Origin of the sequence: Pseudomonas sp. HT11 (genome assembly GCF_044875395.1) — a bacterium.
Classification (GTDB): domain Bacteria; phylum Pseudomonadota; class Gammaproteobacteria; order Pseudomonadales; family Pseudomonadaceae; genus Aquipseudomonas.
In genome coordinates this window covers 4,137,271-4,156,343 of the sequence record NZ_CP173217.1, presented here as the reverse complement: position 1 = coordinate 4,156,343, position 19,073 = coordinate 4,137,271, and the positions used below count along the sequence as shown (strand labels likewise).

Sequence of the window (19,073 nt, the reverse complement as noted above, 5' to 3'; positions counted from 1 at the left end):
TGGTAGATGGTTTCTTTACCCTCCATCACATCCTCGACATAGATACCACCAATGCCTGGAGCTGCTCAGAATTCAGTTCCATTAGGTCGCCATGCCGATTACTCGGCCAGGAAAACCTCCTCTGATGCAGACGCCGTGCCGCCAACCAAACGCCCAGTCCGTCGTGCACCAACACCTTCATGCGATTGCCTCGGCGGTTGGCAAAGAGATAAGCACAGTGCGGCTGCGCCGCACCGAAGACAGCCACGACCCGGGCGAGCGCTTACTCGGTGCCGGAGCGCATATCCATCGGTTCGGTGGCCAGCCAAATTGCGTCGATGCGGATCACGAAGCAAGTCCACGGACAAAACTGACACATCCTTCGGGATCGGAAGACGGCCATTTCACCGTGATGGTGTGCTCGCCAAATGGCAGCTCGATGATCACCGATGACTCGGCCTGCCTTTTCGGGGCGACCTTTACCGGAACAAACGCCGACAGGGTTGTGGGTAGTTGATCTCGGAAAAGTGATAGCCAGTTACGGATCACGTTGGCATTGATGCCATGACTGATGGCCACGCTGGAAATGGAGGCGCCGGGCTGCAGGCATTCCTGGACAACCTGGGCTTTGAACGACTTGGAGTAAGAGCTTCGTTGGCTCATTTAAGGGCTATCGTGTCCGCTTAAAAATAAGCGGACACCATCGCCCTTAATTTGGGAGGTCGGTAGGCGTGTTCACCGTTCGCTTACACCTCAGCGCAAGGTGGGATGCCCGGATGGTTACCCCAAGTCGTCGTCAGCGAACGGTTAATCCGTTAATCGTGTTGATTGCGCCGCTCGCCAAGCGGCGCAATCAGATGATTGTTCTGCGTGGTTTCTGAGTTTAAGCTGCCTTTTTCCTTCGGCCTTCCAAGTCATCTCGCCACTGCTTGAGCGATTCAATGTCGGCTTTCAGTTCGGGCTCTTCTGGAGCTTGTACCGGCATCTCATCAGACTGGCTGTGCTCAAAGCAGCTGTATTTGGTCATCAACTCGTCAATTTTTTGAAGATCCTCACGGGTGATCCCGAGAAGGGCAGGCAGACGACCATCTGTGGAAATGCCGCGCCTATGGCGTACGACGATTTTAAACAGAAGGTCATCTTCAACCGACCTTTCGATTAATTTCCTGAAATCGCTACAGATACCTTGAGCTAAGGCATAGTAAGCAGTTGCACCTGAATCTTCGCCCGCTTTCTTGGCGTCCCTGACGCGAGTCAGCAGGATGTTGTTTGCGGTCTTCGTCGAGCTATTCCACACTGCTTGATCAGCAGGGTGTCCTGATGCTCCACCAAAGGACTCGATGCACATTTGCTGGAAGTTATCCTTCTTCCAAGAATCACCAACTTTCTTGGCAACGTCATCCATCGCTCCGTAAAGCGAAAGCCTGTGCGTAAAAATAAGGACCTGCCGTTCTTTAGCCAATTCAGCTAAGCGGCATGCGACTTTCCATTCGAAATCATGATCTAGCGACGAGATTGGGTCATCGAAAATGAAAGGGGCGACACCTGGTTTGTCGGTAACGTCCGCAAGGAAAGCTGCAAGGGATATGATCCTACGCTCACCTTCGCTCAACACTTTGTCAGGCGAGTGATCACCATTTTTGAGAGCTTTGAGTTTGAGTTGATGAAGCACTCTACCCCGAGTGGTTCTGGTCTTTATCAACTCAACCTGAATTCGGGTGGCACCTAGAGCACGCAGCTCATCATTGAAGCGCTTGACGTACAACTCGGTAACCACGCTTTCGGAGATTTCGGTTGCCTTGTTAGAGATACGACGAGAGCTTGCACTAGTCTTCAGCTTGTCGAGCAGCTTGTGGTCCTTGAGCCTCTGTTGTTCCTTCCTGACTGCTTCACTTTGCTGCGAAACCCATTGGCTAGCCTCCAATGAGGTTTTATCAGCGACAGCTTTCGGCCTGTCGAACTGAAGCGCATCTTGATCGAATTGGTCTGCTTCCAAAGTCAGCTGCTGCGCGAATTGTTCAAGTACAAGGAGATTCGCGGCTACATCGGGGACCGTACCCGCCAAGCCTGACTGCTCGTGATCCAGCAGAGCTTTCCTCGATTCTCCGACACCTCTCCAAAAGCCCCACACTGCTGCCATCCACTCAGGCGTGGTCAAAGCTGCCGCAGTGCACTGCGTCTGTACCTCGGCCTCCGTCGGGCTGTTAGGAAGCATACGGAGAGTTTCGCTGTAAGTTTGCTCGGCAGACTTTGCATCTGTTTCCAGGCGGCTTTGTACAAACAGCTCGAAATCGTTGAGTCGATCTTGGGCTTCAGCCGATAGTTCTTGATGGCAGAGCACGCAGCGCCCGTCCACGGTAACTGGATAATGCTGGTCCGGATACGGCGTTTGGGAATATGCGCGAGCCGCCTCCCACATTGCTTTCCATGTCGGCGTACCGACGCCTTCTAAAATCGCTGATTTGGCCTGCGCGCCTTCGATCGCAATACGTCGTTTGTCACGGGCGTTTGATCGCTGAGTGCGGATAGTTTGGATCTGCTCAGCGCCGAACGCCGCCACGGCTATCTTGATGCCTTTGACGATATTGGTTACTTGGACGCAGGTGTCGCGTTTCTGTTTCGCAAGCGATGAGGGATCACTGGTCTTCAGTCGTTCATTGAGCGCCTCTAAACTACCTGCGTTCTCTGGAGTCCAGCGTAAAAGATTATCGACAGCTGATGGTGCCAGCGCGCTAAGGCCTTGATAGCTCTTGCCGGCGCTCGTGTCTTTGAGGGTAGCGGGGATAGCCGGGAGCTGGCTCACAAGCTGATCTTGTTCAGCCTGCAAGGTGTCCCTAACCGAATCAGTCGCATTGGCCAGCTTCTCGAACAAACCCATGATGGGCGGGCTGTACGTGGCCGCGCTTTCGCTTTTCAGGTAATGGAGCGCCTCTTCACTATCGAAGATGTCTATCTCCCGCAATTGTTCAATCGCGGGGTGGGTGATATGCCATTCAACGCTTTCCGATGACTGATCCAGTTCAAAGCTGAGGGTGCATTTGCTGGAAGCTGGAGCCGCTTGGAAAACGTTTGGTTTGAGATCACTGGCGCGAGCTTTGCCTGTCGCTTTTTTCAGAATCCTCGTGTAACAGGACTTGCCGGAGCCATTATGCCCGTAGATAACCGTTAAATTGCCGGTACCAAAGTCTAAAGGCGCCCTGGGACCAAGGCTCTCAATTCCTGTGACGTCTGCAATACTTCGCAATCGGAGCACAGAGCCAGCTGGAGCGTGTGTTAGCTCATCGAATGTTCGATATTTCGAGACGGCCTGCCCTGACGGCGTTTTTAACAGTGCGGCAATCTGGGAAATGTCATCCTGGGTGAGATCACCGTTTTTAAGCAGCCGATCAGCAGCCTCCTGAAGCCAGTCCGGCTGCTCAAGTAGCCAGATGCGTACCTGTCCCTGCGCGTCCATACGATTCCCTTCTGATTATAGGTCAGGAGACGCTAGCAGAGTGCCATTAGCTTAGCAATTTAGCGCGCGCTTTTAAAATTGCAGTCTTCGCGCTGCGTCCATGATGTGCGGCTGGCTTACACTGTTGCTGCCGCACAAGTGGGAGTTCGTTTAACTACGCAAGGTGAATCGTCCCCGGTTTAGTAGACGCGTTGAGTGTCTGCTTTTGGCTCGTTGCCAGCGGCTGAATCGCCCCTACTTTTTTAGACGTGCGACTGGCAACTGCTGACCGACTTTTGCCGGTCATGATGGGCAGAAATCGAGCCAAATAGCGCGCTCGGCGATGTCATACGAAACTATGATTACTCAGTACTGAAGATGCCGACTTATGAAGTCGGTAGCAATCCATTCTCGGTATAGGCTGGGAAAGAAATCATTGACTCGGCCGGAGGGTGCTCGTAGGCGGAGGACAACACAGCACTGAGTCGATCGCCCAGCAGATTCCAGGCACGTTTCTTCTCTTCGGCATAGTCGTGATGCAGGTAGTGGCGTCTCACCCTAGAACCGGCCAGCACATGGTTTTGGCAGCGATCGATGACGTCCAGGCCGACCCCCAAAGCCTGCATCATGGTTGCCCCCGTACGGCGCAGGTCATGCGGAGTCCAGTCGCCGTTTTGGCCGTCGGCAAGGACCAAGGTATCGTCATGGCACCGTCTGGAGAGGGCTTTGCGGTTTTTGAACCGGGCCTGGCGATCGCCGACCTGTTTGCTCACCACTTTCATGTCCACATGCCCATCATCCTGCTTGTTCGGAAAGCACCATTGTGAGTCTCCCGTCAAGGTTTTGAGTTCCTGAAAGAAATGCAGCGCGAAGGGCGAGAGGAAGACATGGTGGTCTTGTTTCTTGCCACGGGTGCCTTTGACGTTTTCGCTGGGGAGGAACCAGGTCTGCTGGTCCAGATCGACATTTTTCCATTCGGCCTGCAGCAACTCGCCAATCCGGCACAGCGTGCCCAGGTTGATCCAGAGCGCGAGCTGAGTTTCCTTCTTTAGCGGCCGAATGCCGTCGTACTTTTGGCCCGCGGGGAGGGCGTTGTAATCGGCGGTCATTTGTTGGAAGCGGTTGTGCAGTTCCAACAGCTCAGTTGGGGAAAGGATGCGGCTTCTTTCGGCTTCGTAGTCGGCAGGGATCAATGGGGAGATGTCGACCAGCTCCGTCGGATCGCCCTCGACCAATAAGGCTCGCCAAGGTTGACGCTTTCTGGCCCAGCTGAACATCTGAGTGAGGTCGGCGAAGAAACTGATGGCTTGCCGGTGAGCACCGCGGCTGACCACGGTGCGGATCAGCGCCCGAACATCGTGTTCGGAGACGCTGCTCACCCCGGTCTTGCCGAGTGCTGGCAAAAGGTCCTTGTTAAAGCGTCGTTGCAACTCGGCATTGCCGTCCTTACGCGCGACGCCATCCAGCAGCCAGGCCTTGGCCAGATCCTGGACGGTCAGTGTTTGCACCTTCGTCGTTTTTACTTGTTCAGCCTCTACGTTAGCCGCGGCGTATGCCAGTGCCTTGGCCGTTTTCTTGTGTTCGTTGGGATTGATCTGCTCATCGATGAGCACCCTGGCCTGGTTACGCGCCTTGCGGATGTCTGTCAGGGATTTGCGCGGCCAGGTTCCGCAGGCGTACTCTTTGTTCTGGTCGCCCCAGCGATACCGATAGAAAAAGCTGACCGACACACCGTCCTTGCGGACTGAGATTCGACCGGCCAGATTGCCATCCTCTCGGAGGATTCGGCCGGCATCGTTGGGAGTCAGCGACTCGAGTTCTTTGATGGTGATTTTGGCCATGAAACGGGCTCCCCCTACTTTTACCCCCACAAAAACGTCGGCTCTTGATGGACGTTCCTGGACTCTCGTAGAGCAGAACACCGCTGGAGCTCAAGTAAATACTCGCTTGGAAAAATCCAGAGTAAAACTTTGGAAGCTTTCAAGAAGTATGAAAAAGGAGATGGGGTGCTAGGGGTCGAGTGTTCGAATCGCTCCGTCCCGACCATATTCTTGATCAAGCCCAACCTGCAAAGGTTGGGCTTTTTCATGCGCGCTATTTTTTCCGTGGGCTGCCTGTCGGCACCCGTCAGGCGCCAGTGGCGCGCTGCTTGAGGTAATCCACAAACGGGTCGATATCCGTGCTGCAGAGTAAATGAGCGATCGCGCGCACCTCGGTTTCCGGCCATTCCCACCAGGCGGCCTGTTCGAGGATCTGGCGGGTGGGCTCATCGAAGCGCCAGCGGATATGTTTGGCGGGGTTGCCGCCCACGATGGCGTACGGGGCAACGTCCTTGGTCACAATCGAGCCGGCCGCGACGACCGCGCCGTTGCCGATGGTGACGCCGGACAGAATCTTCGCGTGCGAGCTGATCCAGCAATCATTGCCAATGATCACGTCGCCCTTGCTGCCACCAAAATCAGTGATGTGCGCAAGGCTTTTGACCTTGGCCGGGAAGGGGTAGCAACTGAGCCAATCGGTGCGATGATGGCCTCCCAGGTACACTTCGACATTGCCGGCAATGGACGTGTAGGCACCCACGCGCAAGGTCGTGCCTTCATGCCAGTCGTGAACCTTCAGGTCTCCGTAGGTGCCGATGCCAAAGCTGTAGTCGGGGTAACGGTTGCGCAGTTTCTGCGTCGAACGCTCCAGGGGGGAGAGCGCTCGTAATGCCTTGCGCGCTTGATGTTCGCGCCATTTACGCAATAGTTTCATGCGTCGAGCCTTCTTGCAGAGGTTGAAATCAGGCCGCCATCCTGAGCAATGGGTGGCTTCTATGCAAGACGAAAATGCTCAGGGTAATGGCCGGGAGAACCCTGGCACGTAAGCGTTTAACTGCCAACCACCGCCAGCAGCAACAGTCCCATCAACGTCACCAGCAGGGTTGATCAGGCACGCCAGGCGCACCCACTGACCTTCTTCCACACCCTGGTCCTGGACGGTTTCGACGGGTCGATCCTGCCCCAGGTGCACCATTGCTACCCCGTCACCGGCGAAGTGGATTTTGTGCTGATACTGAATGTCGCCAGCCTGCGGGAATACCAGGCGCTGGACCGGGTCAAGGTAGGGCTAAAAGTACCGATCAGTTGAGCGCTTCATTGCCTGAAAAAAAATGGCCGATGCCTGTCCCTTTTTTTCACCTCGCCTGTCATTCATGGCAAGTGAATCAAATCGAGAGCTTCCGCCAATGCCCGCCGTCCCACCCTTGCGCCTGCGCCCGTTACTGAACTTGAGCCTGATGCTGAGCCTCAGTGCCAGCCCATTATTCGTCCCGATCAGCTATGCCGAAGACAGCAGTGCTCGGCGCAGCTACCAGGTGCCGGCTGGCAGCCTGAGCGCGGCGCTGACCCGTTTCGCCGGGTTGTCGGGGGTCAATCTGTCGGTAGATCCTGCGTTGGTCAGCGGTCGCAGCAGCAGTGGCCTGGCCGGCGAATATGGCGTGGAGGAGGGCTTTGCTCACCTGTTGCAAGGCTCCGGCCTGCAATTGCAACCGATGGGTGAGCAGGCGTACAGGCTGGTGCCGGTGCCCGAAGGCAGCAGCCTGCAATTGGCGCCGACGTCAATCATCGGCAGCGCGGGGCAGGAGGGCGGCGATACCTACGCTGGCGGGCAAGTGGCGCGTCGCGGTTCGCAGGGCTTGCTCGGTTCGCGGGACTTCATGGAAACGCCGTTCAGCATGACCACCTACACCGAGGAAGCGGTGAAGAACCAGCAGGCGCGCACGCTCGGCGACCTGATCGCCAGCGACCCCTCAGTGCGCGCCACCAACCCGGCCGGTGGGCGCTATGAGCAGTTCACCATTCGCGGATTCAGTCTGTTCAACAGTGATGTGGCCTACAACGGCCTGTACGGCGTGTTGCCGACGTACACCATCGACATGGAAATGGCCGAGCGCGTCGATATCCTCAAAGGCCCGAGCCAGTTGATCAACGGCATCTCACCACGCGGCAGCGTCGGCGGCGGAATCAACGTGGTGCCCAAGCGCGCCACCGACAAAGACATCAATTCGTTTACCGGCACCTGGGCTTCCGGCAGCCAGGCTGGCGGTGCGGTGGACGTGGGTCGGCGCTTTGGTGAGGACAACAAATTCGGCATCCGTTTCAACGGCGTGAAGCAGTCTGGTGACACCGAATGGGACCACCAGAGTGTCGACCGTGAGATGGCCGTTCTGGGTCTGGATTTTCGTGGCGATCGCCTGCGCCTTTCCACTGACATCGGTCACACCGAGCGTGACACCGATGCCCCGCAGGAGCGTGTCCAGATCGGCCCGAATGCCCGCGTGCCGAGTGCCAGCGATGTGCGCCGCAACTACGCGCAACCCTGGAGCAAGGCCAGCACCAACGATACGTTCGGCACCGTCAACGGCGAGTTCGACCTCACTGATAGCGTGATGCTCTACGGCGGTGTCGGCGCGCGAAAAAGTAATCACGACTTCCTGCGCCACGCGGTGTCCGTCACCAACAACGCCGGGGATTTCAGCGTGCAGCCGCGTGATTTCACCCGTGACGAAAACGTGCGCACCGCCACGGCGGGCGTGCGCAGTTGGTTGCACACCGGCCCCGTCAGCCATGAGCTCAACCTGGCTGCCAGCTACTTCTATATGGACTTTGAAAATGGCGGAGCGCGGTACGCGGCGGCGCCAAGTAACCTTTACGACCCCGTGCAAACCCCGACCCCCTCGCGGCCGACGCGCTTCGATTCCAAGGTCTACACAGAGAATAAGTTCAGCGGTGTCGCGCTGTCCGACACCCTGGGTTTCTTCGACGACCGATTGCTGCTGACCCTCGGCGCGCGCTGGCAGCGGGTGAAGGTAGATGACTGGACCGACAACGTCAAAGGTGACACCGCCTATGACGAGGAAAAAGTCTCGCCGTCGGGTGGCATCCTCTTCAAGGCCACCGACACGTTGTCGCTGTATGCCAACTACATGGAAGGCCTGAGCCAGGGCAAAATCGCACCTTCTACCTCGATCAACGAAGACGAAATCTTCCCGCCGTTTATCAGCCGGCAGGTCGAAGTCGGTGCCAAATACGACGCGGGCGCCTTTGCCGTCACCGCCGCCGTGTTCCGCATCAAACAGCCAGCCTATGAAACCAACGCCATCACGCGAGTGTTCGGCCCCAACGGCAAACGCCAGAACGACGGGGTGGAGCTGAGTGTGTTTGGCGAGCCGCTCAAGGGCTTTCGCCTGCTCGGTGGCGTGATGTACATCGACAGCGAGCTGACCCATACCTCCAACGGCACCTACGACGGCAACCGCGCACCGGCCACACCCAAGTACAACGTGAACCTGGGGGCGGAATGGGATGTGCCGACGCTCGAGGGTTTGACCCTGACCAGCCGGGGCATTTATTCCAGCTCGCAGTACCTGGATCAGTCCAACGTGAAAGAAATTGATGCCTGGAACCGCATCGACGTCGGCGCGCGTTACGCCTTCAAGGTGGATGACAAACACATCACCTTGCGCGCCAATATCGAGAACGTCGCCGATAAACGCTACTGGAGCTCGGCCGGAGCCTCGGATGACAGCGAACCGGGATTGACCCTGTCGACACCGCGTACGTACTTGCTCTCGGCCACCGTCGACTTCTAACTGCGCAACTTGAGGGCGAGCGCTTGTCGAGGCAAGCGTGATTGATGTGGCGAGCGGGCTTGCCCCGCGTTGGGCTGCGAAGCGGCCCCAAAACCTGCCAATGAGTTCTGACTGAAAAAACTGCGGTGACTGAATAGGGGCTGCTGCGCAGCCCAACGCGGGGCAAGCCCGCTCGCCACATCAAGCTCGCTCACCACAACGGCCACCGCTCGCCACAGCAGCCCAACTGCCCACAGGATGTACAGCGCCTGTAAATGAAAAAAGCGTTAATAAGAATGTTTTTTGATTGCATCGCCCCGATATGGAATAGTACCCGCCGTTTTCCCCAGCCTGTCCAGCCGGGGTGTTCCAACGCCGAGGTCCCTGTCATGCGAATGCTGCGCTCCATCCCGACCCTTGCCGCCTGCCTCCTGGCGTTCTCTTCCAGCGTGTTAAGCGCTGCACCCATCGACCTCAATGATGGTCAGCACGCAGTGCACTTGCCGGATGTGCCCAAGCGCGTGGTGGTGCTGGAGTTTTCCTTTCTCGACAGCCTCGCCGCTGTTGACGTTACGCCCGTAGGCGCTGCCGATGATGGCGACGCCAACCGAGTGCTGCCGCGCGTGCGCCAGGCCATCGGCCAATGGACATCCGTGGGCCTGCGCTCGCAGCCGAGCATCGAGGAAATCGCCCGGCTCAAGCCGGACCTGATCGTCGCCGACCTCAATCGCCACCAGGCGCTGTACAGCGACCTGTCGAGCATCGCGCCCACCTTGCTGTTGCCTTCGCGTGGTGAGGATTACGAGGGCAGCCTCAAATCCGCCGAGCTGATCGGCAAGGCCCTGGGCAAAAGCCCGCAGATGGAGGCGCGTATCGCGCAGAACCGCGAGCATTTGCAGACGATTGCCAAGCAGATACCCGCCGGTGCCAGCGTGCTGTTCGGCGTCGCCCGGGAAGACAGCTTTTCCGTGCACGGCCCGGACTCCTACGCCGGCAGCGTGCTGCAGGCCATTGGCCTGAAAGTACCGTCGGTGCGCGCCAACGCCGCCCCCACCGAGTTTGTCAGCCTGGAGCAATTGCTCGCGCTGGATCCGGGCTGGTTGCTGGTCGGTCACTACCGCCGCCCAAGCATCGTCGACACCTGGAGCAAGCAGCCGCTGTGGCAAGTGCTCGGTGCGGTGCGTAACCACCATGTGGCCGAAGTCGACGGCGACAGCTGGGCGCGCAATCGCGGTGTGTTGGCCTCGGAGCAGATCGCCGAAGACGCCCTGGCCATTCTCAAAGGCGGCAAAGCCGTACTGAGCCAATAAGCATGGGCCGAAGTCTCGCGGCAGCGAGTATCGTGCTGCTGGGCGCTTTATTGTTCTGGCTCTCTTTGTACAGCTGGTCACCGTTCACCCTCACGGCGACGGATGCCTGGAATGGCTTGGTTCACCAGGGCAGCGTGGGCGGCAATATGGCCTATATCGTCGCCCAGTTGCGGGTGCCGCGAGCGGTATGCGCGGCCTTGGTCGGGGCTTGCCTGGGCCTGGCCGGTGCACTGATGCAGGGCATTACCCGCAACCGGTTGGCATCGCCGTCGCTGTTTGGTGTAACGGCGGGTGCGGCGCTGGGGTTGGCATTGTTCTCGACCGGCTTGGTCGCGCCACCCTTTGCCGGCGGCGCATTGTTGATGACCTGCGTGGGCGGCGCATTGGCCTGGATTACCGTGTTCAGTCTGGGCGGTGCGTGGTCGCCCGCCACCGCCCAAGGCCGGCTGGTATTGGCCGGCGTGGCCGTGGCGGCGCTGTGCGCAGCATTGACGCGGCTTACGGTGATTCTGGTCGAGGCTCAGGCACAAAGCGTGCTGAACTGGCTGGCCGGCTCCCTGGCCAACGTCGGCGCGGCCCAGGTGCAATTACTCTGGCCTTGCACCTTGATCGGCGGCCTGTGGGCGCTGTGGTGCGCGCCGCGCCTGAACCTGATCAACCTGGGCGAAGACGCTGCACGCTCGCTGGGCGTGGGCATCGCCAGCCTGCGTCTGCAGGTATTTTTCGCCAGCCTGTTGCTGGTGGGTGCCAGCGTCTGCGCCGTCGGCCCCATCGGTTTTGTCGGGCTGATCGCGCCGAATATCATTCGGCAATTTCTCGGCAATGACTACCGCTGGCTGATCCCGCTGAGTGCAGCCCTGGGCGCGGCGATCGTGCTCGGCGCCGACTTGCTCAGCCGCGCTGTGGCCTTTCCGGTGGAAACCCCGGCGGGTGTCGTGACCGCGCTGATCGGTGCGCCGTTCTTCCTCTTTCTTGCCAGGCGCGCGCTATGACCCAACCCCGATTACGCCTATGGCTGTTGCTCGGCATGTTGCTGGTGGCGACCGGTGTCAGCCTCAGTGCCGGCACGGTGTGGCTCACCCCGGAAACGGTGCTGGACCGTCTGCTGGCCCACAACGCCCTCGACTTCGAAGTGTGGAACCATCGCCTGCCACGCAGCCTGATCGCCATCCTCGCCGGCTGCGCGTTCGGCCTGGCCGGGGCGATTGTCCAGGGTGTGATTCGCAACCCGCTGGCCTCGCCGGAAATCCTCGGCGTCACTCAGGGCGCCGGGCTGGCACTGACGGTGGCGATCATCGGCTGGCCGCACATGCCGATTGCCTGGTTGCCCCTGGTGGCCTGCCTCGGCGGTGCGGGTGGCGCCTTGCTGCTCGCGCTGTACAACACCGGCGTGAGTTTTTCCGGGGTGCGTTTCGCGCTGTCGGGCGTGGCGATTGCGGTCACGTTGTCCAGCGTTACCGAGTTTCTGATCCTCTCCCATCCGCTGGATATCAACACCGCCTTGCTCGCATTGACCGGCAGTTTGTGGAGCCGCAACTGGCACCACGTGGCGCTGGTGTTGCCGTTTCTGCTGCTGATTCCGTTGGGCCTGTGCCTGGCCAAACCGCTGAACCTGATCGCCCTGGGCGACGAAGCCGCCCACAGCCTGGGCACCGCACTGACCCGCACGCGCTGGTTGGCGATGGCGTGCGCGGTGGTCCTGACCAGCCTGGGCGTGGGGGTGATCGGGCCGATTGGGTTTATCGGCCTGGTCGCGCCGCACATGGCGCGGCGGCTGGTGGGCGGGCATCACCTGTATCTGCTGCCGGCGGCGATGCTGATCGGCGCGCTGTTGCTGGTGCTGGCCGACACCCTCGGGCGCACGTTGATCGCGCCCAGCGAAATCCCTGCGGGGGTGCTGACGGCGGTGATTGGCGCGCCGTATTTTCTTTGGTTGCTGGCACGGTTCAAGGGCTGATGACATGAGCATTTTAAAAGCACATCAACTCGACATCGGCTACGGCGCCACGCGCATCGTGCAGGGTTTGTCGTTCGCGCCGCCACCGGGGCGTGTCACTGCGTTGATCGGGCCCAATGGCTGCGGCAAGTCCACCTTGCTCAAGGCCTTCGCGCGCATCCTCAAGCCAAGCCAGGGCGAGTTGACGTTGGGGGATCAAGCCTACGCCAGTCTGTCCGCTCGTCAGTTGGCACAACAGATCGCATTTTTGCCCCAGGTGTTGCCGGTGCCGGAAGGCGTCAGCGTGCGCCAACTGATCGCTTATGGCCGCAGCCCGCATAACTCGCTGTGGGGGCGCCTGAGCGGCCACGACCAGGCCCACGTGACCCAAGCCATGCAGCGCCTGGAACTCGACGCCCTGGCCGACCGCGCCCTGGCGGACTTGTCCGGAGGCCAGCGCCAACGCGCGTGGCTGGCGATGGTGCTGGCGCAGAACGCACCGGTGGTGCTGCTCGACGAACCCACCACCTACCTCGACATCAGTCACCAGGTCGAACTGCTCGACCTGATGGGCGAACTGGCCGCCGAAGGCAAGACCGTGATCACCGTGCTCCACGACATCAACCAGGCCTGCCGCTACGCCGACCACCTGGCGGTGATGCACGGCGGCAAACTGGTCGCGCACGGCGCGCCCGCCGAAGTGATCAGCGCCGAACTGATGCGTCAAGTATTCGATGTGCAGGTGCAGATCATGCGCGAGCCGGTGGCCGGCACACCGATGTGCCTCGTGGAAAAAAGCACCCGAAATCAAGCCTGACGCCACTCAACCTGTGGGAGCTGGCTTGCCTGCGAAAGCGGTGGGTCAGTGATAGCAGGCTGGCTGATCCACCGCCATCGCAGGCAAGCCAGCTCCCACAGGTTGACCGTGTTTAGCCTGTTACTGCTCTGCATGACTTGATGTGAAATACAGTCAAAAACTGTGGGTGCAGGCTGGGCCTCAGTTGGCTTCAGCGCTCCACACGGCTTTCTTCACTTCAATGGCCTTGGGCAACAAACGGTTCTGATAAAACAGATCCGCCGTCGCTTGCTGCGCCTGGATGACCGTCTCGTCAATCGGCAGGATCGGCGAAGGCGGGCGGTTATCCATATAGTGGGCAATCACCTCGGCAGGCAGGCCCATAAAGGCGGTCAGCACCTTCAAGCTGTCTTCACGCTCGCTGCGGGTGAGCGCTTCGGCAGCACTGAGTTCATCCAACAGTGCATGGATAAACGCGCCGTTCGCCTGCGCATACTCACGCCGCGCGGTGTACATCGGCCCCGACAAACCCAGGCCCTCGCCGTTGGCCAGCACATGGCTCGGGCTCTGGCTCAAAGCCAATGACGAATAGGGTTCCCAGATCGCCCAGGCGTCCACGCTGCCTTGCTCGAACGCCGCGCGTGCGTCGGCCGGGGGCAAGTACACCGGTTGAATATCCTGATAGCGCAGGCCGGCTTTATTCAAGGCGCGCAGGATCAGGTTGTGGGAGCTGGAGCCCTTCTGGAAGGCCACTTTCTTGCCCTTGAGGTCGGCAACCGAGTGCAGCGGGCTGTCGTTGCGCACCAGGACGGTTTCGGCGGTTGGCTTGGGCGGTTCGGCGCCGATGTAGACCAGGTCGGCACCGGCCGCTTGCGCGAACAGCGGCGGGATATCGCCGGTAGAGCCTACATCCAGTGCGCCCACGTTCAGTGCCTCAAGCATCTGCGGGCCGGCGGGAAACTCGATCCATTTCACCGCGGTGTGTGCAAAGCGCTTTTCCAGCAAGCCGTGTTCCTTGGCGAGTACCAGGGCGATAGAGCCTTTCTGGTAGCCGATGCGCAGGGTGGCGGGGTCGGCCGCCAGCGCGGTGTCGGTGACGGCCAGCAGGGCCAGCAACAGCAAAGGGATTTTCATGCCTGAGCCGCCTTGAAACGATTCGCCGGGCGCACTAAACCGAGGTGTTCTCTGAGTGTGCTGCCGGTGTATTCGGTCCGGAACAGGCCGCGCCGCTGCAGTTCGGGCACCACCCACTGGGCAAAATCCTCAAGCCCTCCCGGCAAATGCGGCACCAGGATATTGAAACCATCGGCCGCAGCGTTTTCGAACCAGCGTTGCAGCTCATCGGCAATCTGCAGCGGCGTGCCGATCAGGCTGTAATGCCCGCGACCACCGGCAATCCGCCGGCCCAGTTGCGCCAGCGTCAGTTGCTCCTGATTCGCCAGGTCACTGAGCAATTGCTGGCGGCTGCGTTGCCCGCTGTCGGTCAATGGCAGCGACGGCAACGGCCCGTCCAACGGGTACTTGGACAGGTCGAAATTACCCAGCATGCGCCCCAGCAAGGCCACGCCCACCTCGGGCTCGACCAACGCCTGGAACGCCTCGAATTTCGCCTGTGCCTCAGCCTCGGTTGGCCCCACCACCACAAACACGCCGGGCATGATTTTCAGCGCGTCGGCCTCACGCCCATAGCCGCCCAGTCGCCCTTTAAGGTCGGCATAAAACGCCTGCGCATTGGCCAGCGACGTTTGCGCGGTGAACACCACGTCGGCGGTCTGCGCAGCCAGCTCCCGGCCGGCTTCGGAAGAACCCGCCTGCACGACCACCGGCTGGCCCTGTGGCGAGCGGGCCACGTTCAACGGGCCCTTGACCCGGAAATGCTCGCCGACGTGGTCCAGCACATGCAGTTTCGCCGGGTCATAGTAGTGGCCGCTGGCCTTGTTGCGCACAAAAGCGTCGTCTTCCCAGCTGTCCCACAGCCCGGTCACCACCTGATGAAATTCCCGCGCCCGGCTGTAACGCTCGCGATGGCCCAGGTGCTCATCGCGGCCAAAGTTCTGCGCCTCGGCGGCATTGTCCGAGGTCACCAGGTTCCAGCCGGCGCGCCCGCCGGAGAGGTGGTCCAGCGAGGCGAATTTGCGGGCCACGTGGTAGGGCTCGTTGTAGCTGGTGGTCGCCGTGGCGATCAGGCCGATATGCGCCGTTACCGCACTCAATGCCGAGAGCAACGTCAGCGGCTCGAAGTGATCCGAACGCGCCATCTGGCTGGCGATCTCACCCGTGGCGGCGGCAATGCTGTCGGCCACAAACAGCGCGTCGAACTTGGCCGCCTCGGCGATCTGCGCCAGGCGTTTGTACTGGGCGAAATCCAGCCCGGCGTTGGCCGGCACGTCCGGGTGGCGCCAGGCGGCGACGTGGTGCCCGGTGGCCATGAGAAAGGCGCCGAGTTTCAATTGACGGCTCATGCTTAAAAATCCTTGCGCAGTTGCACGCCGAAGTAACGTTCATCGTCACGGGGCACGGCGCGGTAGATGTAGTTGCCGCCGCTGGCCAGCAGCGGTGAATAAGACTTGTCGGCGAGGTTCTTGGCCAACAGCGCCACGCGCCAGCCATTGCTGTAATCGGCCAGGGCCACGCTGGCGTTCCAGATGCCGTAGGCGCCTTGTTTGGTGTCGAGGTTCTGGCTGATGTCGTACTGCACTTCGCTCTGCCAGCTGTAGTCGGTGCCCAGCTCAATGTCCAGGCCGTTCTCCAGCGAGATGCTGTAGTCGGCGCGCACGTAGCTTTTCCAGTCCGGGCTGAACGGCAGTGGTTTGCCATTCACGTTGCACGTTGCCGCCGCACCGGCGGGGCAGGCGAATTCGTCAATACGCGCACGGGTGTAAGCCAGGGCCCCGGACAACTTGAGTTGCTGGGTGGCCTGCAAGGCGTAATCGAGTTCGACACCTTCAGTGCTGACGCTGCCGGCGTTGATCAGGCGCGTCACGACTTGGCCTGCGACCGTGTCGAAAAAGTTGGCCTGGTAGTTGTCGTAGTCGCTGTGGAAGACCGCAAGGTTGGTGGTCAGGCGATTGTTCCAGCTGGTGGCCTTGATCCCGGCTTCCCAGGTGTTGGAGGTTTCCGGCTTGAGGGCGTTGGTGTCGCGCGGCTGCATGTTGAAAAACACGTTGTACGCCGGGCCTTTGTAGCCACGTGAGTAGGTCAGGTAGCTGGTGATGCTGTCGCTGATGTCGAATTGCACGCCCAGCCGCCCGGACCAGCCGTCCTCGTCTACCGAACCGGCACTGCGGGTGGCCGGTTGAATGCCACTCACCGTGGTGGCGGAGGTCGACACGCGGCGGTGATCGTATTTCAGCTCGTCGTGGGTGTAGCGCAGGCCGGCGATGCCGCGAAAGCGTGAGGTGAAATTCAGCGTGGTTTCACCGAATGCCGCGTAGCTGTCGCTGGTGGTGCTGTAGTCGGCAATGCCGCGGTCAGTGCGCGCCGGGGTGGTCAGCGTGCGCTGGTAGGTCTCTTCGTCCTTGCCGTGCATGTAGAACAGGCCACCGACGTACTCCAGGAATTCACCCTTGGGCGAGGCCAGGCGCAGTTCCTGGGAGTACTGGTCGAAGGCCAGCTCGCCCTTGTCGGCGGTGCCGGGGAAGGCGGCAGTTACGGTGCCGAGGCGGTCGCCATCCTGGTATTGGGTGTTGTCCCAGCCGCGCCAGGCGGTGATCGAGGTCAGGGTGTAGTCGCCCAGGTTCCAGTCCAGCTGCGCCGACAACCCTTTGTTGGTGTCTTCGACATGGCTGCGCGTGTCGGTGTTGATATCGCGGTTGTCGCTGGACGCGCGCACCGGGCTCAACGCATTGGCAAACGCGAGTGTCAGCGACTTGCTCACCACGCCATTCGGGCCGTCGTCATGGGCCTGCATATAGTCGGCGATCAGGGTCAGTTTCACCTCGTCACTGGGGGTGAATTCCAGCTTGCCGCGAATACCTTTGTGGTTGTAGCCGTTGACCTCCTGGCCGTTATTTTTGTTATCCACATTACCGTCGTAACTGCCGAACAGCGTGCTGATCGAGCCCTTGAGCACCCCCGGCACCAGGCTGCCACCAATGCCAAAACGCGTGCGGCTTTCATTACCGCTGTAATACGACTGATCAATATAGCCGTGGGTCTCGGCGGTGGGTGCCTTGCTGGTGATGTTCAGTACGCCGGCCGAGGCGTTCTTGCCGAACAGGCTGCCCTGCGGGCCGCGCAGCACTTCGATGCGCTCAAGGTCCAGCAGGTCGAGGGTGGCCTGGCCTGGACGCGCATACACCACGCCGTCGATCACTGTGGCCACGGTCGGTTCAACGCCTGGGGAGGTGGAAATGGTGCCCACGCCGCGCACGAACAACGAGGTGTCCTTGTTCGACGCGCCGGTGCGAAAGTTCAGCGACGGCACTTGCTGCACGATGCTCGCCACGCCGTTGCGGTTGTCGCGCTCCAGTTGTTCGCCATCGAGTACCGAGACCGCCACCGGGACTTTTTGCAGCGACTCTTCGCGCCGCGTCGCGGTAACCGTGACGGATTTGAGCGTGGGTTCTTGCTCATCGGCGGCAAATACGCCCGGCGCGGGGAGGGCGCTCAGCCCGGCGAGAAACAATAAATGAGTGTGACGTGGAAAGTTGTGCATGCTGTGCCCGCTCCAAAAATGCCCTGAACCGCTGCGGTTCTGCGACCGTCAGCGCCTGTGTCGTGTCTTGGGCATTCGCTCGAGCGAGTAGCAGACAAAGCGCTTTGGTAGCGCTAACATCGGCATTATTGTTGGGGCTGGTTTAGAGCGTCAAATACTAAAAAATTAGTCCTATATGCTTTTTCGTTTCTAACAGGATTGCCTCTTGAGCGAAGAAAAACCGCGCAAACGCCGTGGCGCCGGGCGCGTCACTCTCAATACCGTGGCGCGCCAGGCCGGGGTGTCGGCGATCACCGTGTCGCGTTATTTCAATCAGCCAGAGCAGGTCTCGCCAGAGCGCCGGGAGCGCATCGCGGCGGTGGTGGCCGAGTTGGGTTATGTGCCGAATCTGGTGGCCGGTGGGTTGGCCTCGGCGCGTGGGCGGATCGTGGCCATGGTGATTCCCAACATCTCCGGGCCGATCTTTGCCAACACCATCCAGGGCTTCAGTGACACGCTCAGCCGCCATGGTTATCAGCTGCTATTGGCGTCCAGCTACTTCAGCGCCGACCAGGAAGAAAGCGCGGTGCGCGCGTTTCTCGGGTGGTCGCCGGCGGCGTTGGTACTGACCAGTCGTTTCCACAGCGCGGTCACTGAAAAAATGATCGCCGAGGCAGACATTCCGGTGGTGGAAACCTGGGATTACGTGCCCACGCGCGAACCCTTGCAGATTGGCTTCTCCCATTACGAGGTGGGCGTCAGTGCTGCGCGCTACCTGCATGCCAAAGGGTATCGGCGCATCGCCTTCGTGCAGAACAGTGCGCCCGGCGACTTCAGTGCGCTGGAGCGGCGCGACGGTTATGCCGCCACCGCCGCCCAACTGGGGGTGCAGCCCTGGGTGTTTGCTCCGGATGCGGACCTGGCGCCTTTCGAAGCCGGCAAGCAGGCAATGCAGGTGCTGATGAGCCACGCCACGCCGCCGGATGCGATTTTTTTTGCCAACGACAACCTGGCCGCCGGTGGTTTGCTGGCAGGCCAGCGGGCCGGATTGAACATCCCGCAAGACTGCGCCGTGCTCGGTTTTGGTGATTACCCCTTTGCCGAAATGCTTTTGCCAAGTCTGAGCACGATAAAACCGCCAGCCCTGGACATCGGAATATTAGCCGCCACGCGGGTACTTGAAAGTTTGGGTGTTCTGCCAGTGGAGGATGAAGTTGTGCGATTGAATCTTCTGGAGTGTCGCTTGATTGAGCGTGAGAGCACTTGAATAACTAGTGAAGTGGCTAATTGCAACTAGCTCACTTCTGGTGATTCACTCCAAAAGCCCTAAATCAAGGGCTGTACCGGAAATCCGGGACAGCCAATGCGTATT

Annotated in this window: 14 protein-coding genes and 1 pseudogene; 7 read left to right on the top strand and 8 right to left on the bottom strand. The window is 60.1% G+C overall.

Going from position 1 to position 19,073, the window contains the following annotated elements:
- Positions 1 to 25 precede the first annotated feature (25 nt).
- The 5 genes from tnpB to ABWL43_RS19080 form a co-directional block, all read right to left on the bottom strand.
- On the bottom strand, positions 26 to 247 hold the full coding sequence (tnpB, locus tag ABWL43_RS19100) for an IS66 family insertion sequence element accessory protein TnpB (protein ID WP_143521905.1): 222 nt from the start codon (positions 245 to 247) through the stop codon (positions 26 to 28).
- A 77-nt stretch (positions 248 to 324) separates the two neighbouring features.
- Positions 325 to 642, bottom strand: a complete 318-nt coding sequence (tnpA, locus tag ABWL43_RS19095) for an IS66-like element accessory protein TnpA (RefSeq protein ID WP_404483637.1) — start codon at positions 640 to 642, stop codon at positions 325 to 327.
- A 220-nt stretch (positions 643 to 862) separates the two neighbouring features.
- Positions 863 to 3,433, bottom strand: coding sequence for an AAA family ATPase (locus tag ABWL43_RS19090; RefSeq protein WP_404483635.1), 2,571 nt, complete (start codon positions 3,431 to 3,433; stop codon positions 863 to 865).
- Between the two features lie 365 nt (positions 3,434 to 3,798).
- Positions 3,799 to 5,253, bottom strand: a complete 1,455-nt coding sequence (locus tag ABWL43_RS19085; RefSeq protein ID WP_404483633.1) for a tyrosine-type recombinase/integrase — start codon at positions 5,251 to 5,253, stop codon at positions 3,799 to 3,801.
- Positions 5,254 to 5,539: 286 nt separating this feature from the next.
- Complete coding sequence (locus ABWL43_RS19080) at positions 5,540 to 6,166, bottom strand: CatB-related O-acetyltransferase (RefSeq protein WP_404483631.1); 627 nt, start codon at positions 6,164 to 6,166, stop codon at positions 5,540 to 5,542.
- Between the two features lie 243 nt (positions 6,167 to 6,409).
- Here ABWL43_RS19080 and ABWL43_RS19075 point away from each other — a divergent pair.
- From ABWL43_RS19075 to fecE, 6 genes and pseudogenes are all read left to right on the top strand, one after another.
- Positions 6,410 to 6,541, top strand: a pseudogene (locus tag ABWL43_RS19075) (Lrp/AsnC ligand binding domain-containing protein); the annotation flags it as partial.
- Between the two features lie 97 nt (positions 6,542 to 6,638).
- Positions 6,639 to 9,044, top strand: a complete 2,406-nt coding sequence (locus ABWL43_RS19070) for a TonB-dependent siderophore receptor (RefSeq protein ID WP_404483629.1) — start codon at positions 6,639 to 6,641, stop codon at positions 9,042 to 9,044.
- Between the two features lie 374 nt (positions 9,045 to 9,418).
- Entirely contained in the window at positions 9,419 to 10,333 is a 915-nt protein-coding gene (locus tag ABWL43_RS19065) for a Fe(3+) dicitrate ABC transporter substrate-binding protein FecB (RefSeq protein ID WP_404488454.1), read from the top strand.
- A 2-nt stretch (positions 10,334 to 10,335) separates the two neighbouring features.
- Positions 10,336 to 11,325 (top strand): iron-dicitrate ABC transporter permease FecC, encoded by a 990-nt coding sequence (fecC, locus tag ABWL43_RS19060; RefSeq protein ID WP_404483627.1) that lies wholly within the window; start codon positions 10,336 to 10,338, stop codon positions 11,323 to 11,325.
- Positions 11,322 to 12,290 (top strand): iron ABC transporter permease, encoded by a 969-nt coding sequence (locus ABWL43_RS19055; RefSeq protein ID WP_145165875.1) that lies wholly within the window; start codon positions 11,322 to 11,324, stop codon positions 12,288 to 12,290. The genes fecC and ABWL43_RS19055 overlap by 4 nt, the downstream gene beginning before the upstream one ends.
- Positions 12,291 to 12,294: 4 nt before the next feature.
- Entirely contained in the window at positions 12,295 to 13,086 is a 792-nt protein-coding gene (fecE, locus tag ABWL43_RS19050) for a Fe(3+) dicitrate ABC transporter ATP-binding protein FecE (protein ID WP_242199170.1), read from the top strand.
- A 180-nt stretch (positions 13,087 to 13,266) separates the two neighbouring features.
- Here fecE and ABWL43_RS19045 read toward each other — a convergent pair whose 3' ends face one another.
- From ABWL43_RS19045 to ABWL43_RS19035, 3 genes are read right to left on the bottom strand one after another with little or no spacing between them, the layout of a single operon-like run.
- The gene (locus ABWL43_RS19045; protein WP_404483625.1) at positions 13,267 to 14,199 is read right to left on the bottom strand and encodes a sulfonate ABC transporter substrate-binding protein; all 933 of its coding nucleotides are present in this window, start codon (positions 14,197 to 14,199) and stop codon (positions 13,267 to 13,269) included.
- Positions 14,196 to 15,527, bottom strand: coding sequence for an LLM class flavin-dependent oxidoreductase (locus tag ABWL43_RS19040; RefSeq protein WP_404483623.1), 1,332 nt, complete (start codon positions 15,525 to 15,527; stop codon positions 14,196 to 14,198). Before ABWL43_RS19040 ends, ABWL43_RS19045 begins: the two co-directional genes overlap by 4 nt.
- A gap of 2 nt (positions 15,528 to 15,529) precedes the next feature.
- Positions 15,530 to 17,722, bottom strand: coding sequence for a TonB-dependent receptor (locus ABWL43_RS19035; protein ID WP_404483621.1), 2,193 nt, complete (start codon positions 17,720 to 17,722; stop codon positions 15,530 to 15,532).
- 205 nt (positions 17,723 to 17,927) lie between these two features.
- On the opposite strand from ABWL43_RS19035, the gene ABWL43_RS19030 reads away from it, so the two are divergent.
- Complete coding sequence (locus ABWL43_RS19030; protein ID WP_404483619.1) at positions 17,928 to 18,968, top strand: LacI family DNA-binding transcriptional regulator; 1,041 nt, start codon at positions 17,928 to 17,930, stop codon at positions 18,966 to 18,968.
- Positions 18,969 to 19,073 lie beyond the last annotated feature (105 nt).

Bases quoted from the DNA above. Each gene is read 5' to 3' on its own strand.
- tnpA (WP_404483637.1), bottom strand. From the start codon at position 642: ATGAGCCAACGAAGCTCTTACTCCAAGTCGTTCAAAGCCCAGGTTGTC.
- ABWL43_RS19090 (WP_404483635.1), bottom strand. From the start codon at position 3,433: ATGGACGCGCAGGGACAGGTACGCATCTGGCTACTTGAGCAGCCGGAC.
- ABWL43_RS19085 (WP_404483633.1), bottom strand. From the start codon at position 5,253: ATGGCCAAAATCACCATCAAAGAACTCGAGTCGCTGACTCCCAACGAT.
- ABWL43_RS19080 (WP_404483631.1), bottom strand. From the start codon at position 6,166: ATGAAACTATTGCGTAAATGGCGCGAACATCAAGCGCGCAAGGCATTA.
- ABWL43_RS19070 (WP_404483629.1), top strand. From the start codon at position 6,639: ATGCCCGCCGTCCCACCCTTGCGCCTGCGCCCGTTACTGAACTTGAGC.
- ABWL43_RS19065 (WP_404488454.1), top strand. From the start codon at position 9,419: ATGCTGCGCTCCATCCCGACCCTTGCCGCCTGCCTCCTGGCGTTCTCT.
- fecC (WP_404483627.1), top strand. From the start codon at position 10,336: ATGGGCCGAAGTCTCGCGGCAGCGAGTATCGTGCTGCTGGGCGCTTTA.
- ABWL43_RS19055 (WP_145165875.1), top strand. From the start codon at position 11,322: ATGACCCAACCCCGATTACGCCTATGGCTGTTGCTCGGCATGTTGCTG.
- fecE (WP_242199170.1), top strand. From the start codon at position 12,295: ATGAGCATTTTAAAAGCACATCAACTCGACATCGGCTACGGCGCCACG.
- ABWL43_RS19045 (WP_404483625.1), bottom strand. From the start codon at position 14,199: ATGAAAATCCCTTTGCTGTTGCTGGCCCTGCTGGCCGTCACCGACACC.
- ABWL43_RS19040 (WP_404483623.1), bottom strand. From the start codon at position 15,527: ATGAGCCGTCAATTGAAACTCGGCGCCTTTCTCATGGCCACCGGGCAC.
- ABWL43_RS19035 (WP_404483621.1), bottom strand. From the start codon at position 17,722: ATGCACAACTTTCCACGTCACACTCATTTATTGTTTCTCGCCGGGCTG.